The organism is Drouetiella sp. (assembly GCF_059504425.1).
In genome coordinates this window covers 1-5,145 of the sequence record NZ_JCACIN010000035.1, presented here as the reverse complement: position 1 = coordinate 5,145, position 5,145 = coordinate 1, and the positions used below count along the sequence as shown (strand labels likewise).

Genomic DNA, 5,145 nt, shown 5'->3' with positions numbered 1-5,145 from the left:
CTCAATCTGCTCCCTCTTTGTTGCCTACTCAAGACTACACCCCTTGAACGATTACTTTGGATCGTAGATTTTTGGCTGAATGGTTCGCCTTCCACCTACTAACTTGGCACGTAATTTATCGGTATCTAACTGCCAGCGATAGAGACCATAAAGGACAGCTAATCCCAGACAGATTATGATTAGAACACCAATTATTGCAATCCATTGAATCCACATAATATTTACCGATGTTTGTTAATTCAGAATTTGATAGAGGGTGATGATAATAACGATCGCGAAAATCGTGGTGTAAATTAACTTCGTGTATTTTGCTAGCCAACTGGGAAGATAAATATCAAAATTATCCTTTGTGGAATTTGAGTATTTTCGAGCCAATAAATTTAAGGGGCAGTGGGATTTGAAAGCGAGTAGGATCAGTCCTTCTAGAAATACAAATCCATATCCAATCCAGAGCCAGATATCTAGCTTGTGGGCGATCGCGGCATACAGCATATAAAAAATTACACCATTGAAGAAAACCCATATCAACGTGTGAATGCTTTTAATCAGCGTTAATTTAGTTTTACTTTTCATGTGGTGCTGAGTAGTCATTTTGCTGCCTTTTTTGGCGTCTCAACAAGCACAGAAATCACGAGCAAACTTAGCCCCATGATTTTGATCACGGCATTGACTGCGTGTGCATACTCCCATTGATCGCGATACCGCGTCCAATCCGTTGGGATAGGATTGGTCAACCATTCAGCGAATTCAGCATTCATTGGCGCGACAAACATGATCCAACTGACAAATGCCAGTATCAAGAGAATCACTCCGCCCAACGTCCAGTAGAAAGTTGAACCACGCTTGCGAACTAAAAATGCCAACACCATTGCCGTCAGAATTGCTGTGATTTCAAAAACTGCGCCGACTGAACCAAATAGCTTATAAATATTTTCAAAAACAGTTACTCTAACCCAAAGTTCCTGGTTAAACTGCATTCTTTGCGGCAGCTCTAGCAAATGGGTCATAGATAAACTTAGGCTAAACGAAGCCAGAATCAGTGTTATAAATCGCCAAGTACGTATGAATGTCATTTGATTAGCCTTGTGTCGAGAAATTAATACAAACTTTGATAAAATTCATTGCCTTTTTAAAATTTTAGTTAATAACTTTGACTCTTAGCATCACTGTAGTAAGCATTTTTATATTTCTTGAATGAGTTTTTGGGACATAATATAAAACGTAGTTAGAATACACAAATTCATCATTTTTCTAAATCAATCTGCCTATTTTTCCTCACTATCTGCCTAAGCTTTTGGATTGCTAGCTAAAACCTTGTTCATCATCACATCAATGAATTTGGCTGACTCATTCATCCAAAGACCGTGACCTGAATGTTCAAACCAAATCAATTCTTTGTGGGGTGCAGTCAGGAGATTAAAATACTCTTCGGTCAGCTTCGGCGACGTGGTGCCATCGTGGCGACCCATCAAAAAGTAGACAGGCACTTTGAGGCGCGTTGCTTGCGAAAATCCACACTCCACAATTGCGGAAACACAACGCCGACCGTTTGCAGTTCTCCTCGGGACAAATTCACCTTGTCATACAGTCCATACTCAGAACTCGTCATCAGGTCAAACAATATGTTGGACTTAGGTTTGGCGATCGCAGAATTCTGATCATCATTCCTATACTTTTTCAGATCATTGAGGTAAGTCAGCATCTTGGGCAAAACATCGTTGCCGTAATAGGGCGGTGGTCCCTGCTGCTTGAGCTTTTCCACTTGCTGCATGTCCCCGCGCTCCTGTGCCAAACGCAGCACCAAATCATACTTGATCAGCTCGTTCTCCAGAAAAGCCACCACCTGCCCCGTACCGATAAACGCATGAAACAAGTCTGGGTAACGTTGCACCACCATAATGCCCAGGGCGCTACCCCACGACTGTCCCGACAGATAGATTTTTTCTTTGCCAAAGCGTTGGCGCAAGTGTAAGACCAATTCATGGGCATCGGTGATGTAGCGATCGGGGGTTAACTTGGCATGGTCGATCGCATGGAACGATTTGCCTGCCCCTGGTTGATCCCAGTTGACGACAACAAAGCGATCTTCCAACCCAGCGAGTGCGCGCTGCTCAAGTACGAGTTGGCTACCACCGGGACCACCCGCCAGAAAAAGCAACACTGGATTGCGCGAGTCCTTGCCGCGAATCGTGATCCATTCCTCGGAGCCGCCGAGTTTCACTGTTTCCAGTACAGCAATGCTGTGGGGTATGGGTTTGCCATTGGCATCAAGAATGGGGGGTGTGGATGCGAAGAGTTGTGAGGCGACAATGGCGAGGAGGGCGATCGCCACAAACCCTGCAAGCTCGGCAAGCATCACGCGCACGGTAAAGTCAAGCCGAAACACCGCCACCAGCAATGCCACCTCTGCCATTGCAAATAAAATCACAATCGATAGGGAAATGCTGGCGCTAATGGGCAGCAATGCTACGGGCAGAATCGCCAGAAACATCAAGATAAATACCAGAATTCGCAGCGATGTCAGCGCGTTGGCGTAGCCTCTCTGGAGAATCGCCCTCACGATTTTCAGTTTAGATAGCTGATTCAGCTTCAGATATGGGTTGCGGGTCATAGTGACGAATATTATGCTGCCCTGTTTACTCGGTAACTATTTGAGGTTTCTCTCTACCAAATTTCCACAGCAAGATGACACCTAAGCCAAACAGATTGATTAGAAAAACGACTAGCCCTCCAAAGAATGGAAGGAGTGATAGAACCGTCAGGATCGCTAAACCCACCAAAAAACGCTGCTGTAGCGACCGATCGCCCTTACGAATTAAGCACTCACCGACAAAAAGTGCTACGCCTAATGACCCAACTAGAGAAGTGACGATCGCAGTCAGAATCAGGAGTGGAAGTAGAGGAATGGCAATAAGTGTAATCGCCAGAAACACGCTAACAAAGACAATAGCGACGATCGCCCCACCCCCCCACAGAGCAGTCAAACTGGGGTGCTGACGCAATTTTGTAGCCAAGTTCTGTAAGAACTGCGGGCTGGTCTGCAAAATAATCAGTCCAAGAATGGCGGCTACTACGGCGGCACTGATTCTAAAAATAGCGCTGAGGAAATACTGAGTGAAGAAGCTACTTCGGCCTCTATCGGAGCCGTACATCATGCCATGACGATCGCTGAATGTAGCTTTCTCACCACTCACGATCGCACCGGGTTCCTGTACGATTTTGCCGCCAAAGGAGTAAGCATCCCCCTCTACCCGCGCTCCTTTTTGCAGGATGACATCGCCGCCAAAAGCGATCGCAGTGTCCACAACTCTGGCATTAGGGGACACCGTAACATTCCCGCCAAAAGCAAGGGCATTTTCAACCACTTGGTTCTCTGGTACGGTTACACTACCACCAAAACGAATGAGGTTAGCATCATTGATATTGATATCAGTCTGCGCTAGGGCATTGCCTGCAAATATCATGCAAATGGTGGCTATAAAAGCCAGAATTATTTGTTGCCATTTCATAATTTCATCCTCGTAAACGATAAAAACATCGACTATTTCTCATGACATTTCAAATGACTTGTTGTTCGCGGTAAGCATCCTTCTCTCTATCATTAGTTGCCAAGGTTTTAGCTGTTGTGAGATTCATCAGATAACCGCCCAAACCTGTTATCCATAGCACAATCGGATAAACAAGCCATCTTTCTGTGCCGCCTAAGCCAATAAAAGGAACAATTATATTAGGGGCAAGCACAACGGCACACCATGTTAATAGGGAGATGGCTCCAAAGGCAATTCCAATAAATTTAAACGGAGCAGAAACAACTTTAAAAGACATAATCGCTGATACTCCACCCGATATAAAGGTGAGCAAAGAGAATATTCCGTGATAAGGAGTTTTTTCGCCAGAAAAAATTCCAATGCCCACTAAACCTAAACTAAATAGACCAAGCGGAATAGTGAAAAATAGTTTTTTGAAATATCTATGCTGAAACAATGCCGCCGTCAAAGTCATTAAGCCAGATAACAGCATAGTGATATTAAAAATGCTGGCGGACGGTTGGTAGATTAAGCTGTTAGGCGGTTTTGTTGCACCCAGATCGCTTATCTCGCTGTTGAAAGTTGTGTAGCCAGACGGATAGAAGACTTCGGCAGTGATGATGCCCATTAAGGCAAACGAGCCAGCCACAAAGAGTAATACACCAGAGAGCTTTAGCTTGTTCATGATGGATTTTGTAATTTATCTATTGAAAACTTCACAGCAAGAGAAAACTTAATTGTAGGGAGTCTTTTACAAATGAATAAACTAATCGACGGGTCGGCGTAGCGAAACTGACGACGGATAATTCTTTAACTGACGTGGAGAGTTAAAGAATTATCCGTATGTTTTTTGGGGTTATTCAACGCGCAGAAATTGTTTGCCACTCTTGAACCGCTGTGGATGGGATTTGCAACTTGATTGCAGAGCCACTGGCCATCGGTAGCGTCAAGTAAAGAGGAATTTCAGACTGCAACTGTGTTAGGGCAGACTGAAAATCGTATTCTCCGACGTTTACCGGGGTTGGTGTGTCTTGAGAGATTTCGCTAGAAATATCCCTGGCGGTCAACGTTTCCCCCATTGAGGTTGTCAGGGTCAGCGGTTGCGTGCGGTCAAATTCCACTCCATCAGCAAAGCCGATCAAACGCAGAGAGACAACAGCACTTCCCTCAGGATGGATACGTTTGAAGGCAATCACCTGCCAGGAATTTTCGTTCTGATCTCGCAGGGTTTGCCGGGATTGGTAAAGCATCTGCCCTTGATATTCTTCAATTTGCGTCACAGTCGCGAAAGCGGTCAAGGGACTGCAAACAACGAGTAAAACGCAGAGCCAACCAGCCAGCAGCCAGCGCATCGGTTGAATTTTAAATCTGTTAAACCGGATAGAGTTCATCACAAAAGTCCTCATAACGTTAAATTTCTGGCAATTTCAAAGTGAAGAGTTTTGAATTTGAATGATTGTGCCGCATCAACTGGAGGCGATCGCTTCTCCTGCGGTTTTCCAAGCCCCAAAACTAGGTGGAAAGCCCTGCACAGTGTCATAGCCCAACAGGTGTAAGGTCATCCTCAGTACAGGACAAAAGCTTGCAAAAGGTTAGTAGGAGGGGGTTTCATGAGAAT

The 5,145-nt window shown here is 44.9% G+C and carries 7 protein-coding genes; all 7 read right to left on the bottom strand.

Annotated elements, in window-relative coordinates; genetic code table 11:
• Positions 1-234: 234 nt before the first annotated feature.
• The 7 genes from AC5JMP_RS08245 to AC5JMP_RS08215 all read right to left on the bottom strand — a co-directional run bounded on the left by AC5JMP_RS08245 (position 235) and on the right by AC5JMP_RS08215 (position 4,918).
• Complete coding sequence (locus AC5JMP_RS08245; protein ID WP_495850970.1) at positions 235-573, bottom strand: hypothetical protein; 339 nt, start codon at positions 571-573, stop codon at positions 235-237.
• A gap of 14 nt (positions 574-587) precedes the next feature.
• Positions 588-977 (bottom strand): hypothetical protein, encoded by a 390-nt coding sequence (locus AC5JMP_RS08240; protein ID WP_495850969.1) that lies wholly within the window; start codon positions 975-977, stop codon positions 588-590.
• A 309-nt stretch (positions 978-1,286) separates the two neighbouring features.
• Positions 1,287-1,487, bottom strand: a complete 201-nt coding sequence (locus AC5JMP_RS08235; protein WP_495850968.1) for a hypothetical protein — start codon at positions 1,485-1,487, stop codon at positions 1,287-1,289.
• Positions 1,469-2,611, bottom strand: coding sequence for an alpha/beta fold hydrolase (locus AC5JMP_RS08230; RefSeq protein ID WP_495850967.1), 1,143 nt, complete (start codon positions 2,609-2,611; stop codon positions 1,469-1,471). The genes AC5JMP_RS08235 and AC5JMP_RS08230 overlap by 19 nt, the downstream gene beginning before the upstream one ends.
• A gap of 25 nt (positions 2,612-2,636) precedes the next feature.
• Entirely contained in the window at positions 2,637-3,509 is an 873-nt protein-coding gene (locus tag AC5JMP_RS08225; protein WP_495850966.1) for a DUF8173 domain-containing protein, read from the bottom strand.
• Positions 3,510-3,558: 49 nt separating this feature from the next.
• Positions 3,559-4,212, bottom strand: a complete 654-nt coding sequence (locus AC5JMP_RS08220) for a DUF998 domain-containing protein (protein ID WP_495850965.1) — start codon at positions 4,210-4,212, stop codon at positions 3,559-3,561.
• A 175-nt stretch (positions 4,213-4,387) separates the two neighbouring features.
• Positions 4,388-4,918, bottom strand: a complete 531-nt coding sequence (locus AC5JMP_RS08215) for a DUF3122 domain-containing protein (RefSeq protein ID WP_495850971.1) — start codon at positions 4,916-4,918, stop codon at positions 4,388-4,390.
• Between the last annotated feature and the right edge of the window lie 227 nt (positions 4,919-5,145).

Excerpts from the sequence above, each read along its gene's own strand:
- AC5JMP_RS08230 (WP_495850967.1), bottom strand. The coding sequence starts at position 2,611 with ATGACCCGCAACCCATATCTGAAGCTGAATCAGCTATCTAAACTGAAA.
- AC5JMP_RS08240 (WP_495850969.1), bottom strand. The coding sequence starts at position 977 with ATGCAGTTTAACCAGGAACTTTGGGTTAGAGTAACTGTTTTTGAAAAT.
- AC5JMP_RS08245 (WP_495850970.1), bottom strand. The coding sequence starts at position 573 with ATGAAAAGTAAAACTAAATTAACGCTGATTAAAAGCATTCACACGTTG.
- AC5JMP_RS08215 (WP_495850971.1), bottom strand. The coding sequence starts at position 4,918 with ATGAACTCTATCCGGTTTAACAGATTTAAAATTCAACCGATGCGCTGG.
- AC5JMP_RS08220 (WP_495850965.1), bottom strand. The coding sequence starts at position 4,212 with ATGAACAAGCTAAAGCTCTCTGGTGTATTACTCTTTGTGGCTGGCTCG.
- AC5JMP_RS08225 (WP_495850966.1), bottom strand. The coding sequence starts at position 3,509 with ATGAAATGGCAACAAATAATTCTGGCTTTTATAGCCACCATTTGCATG.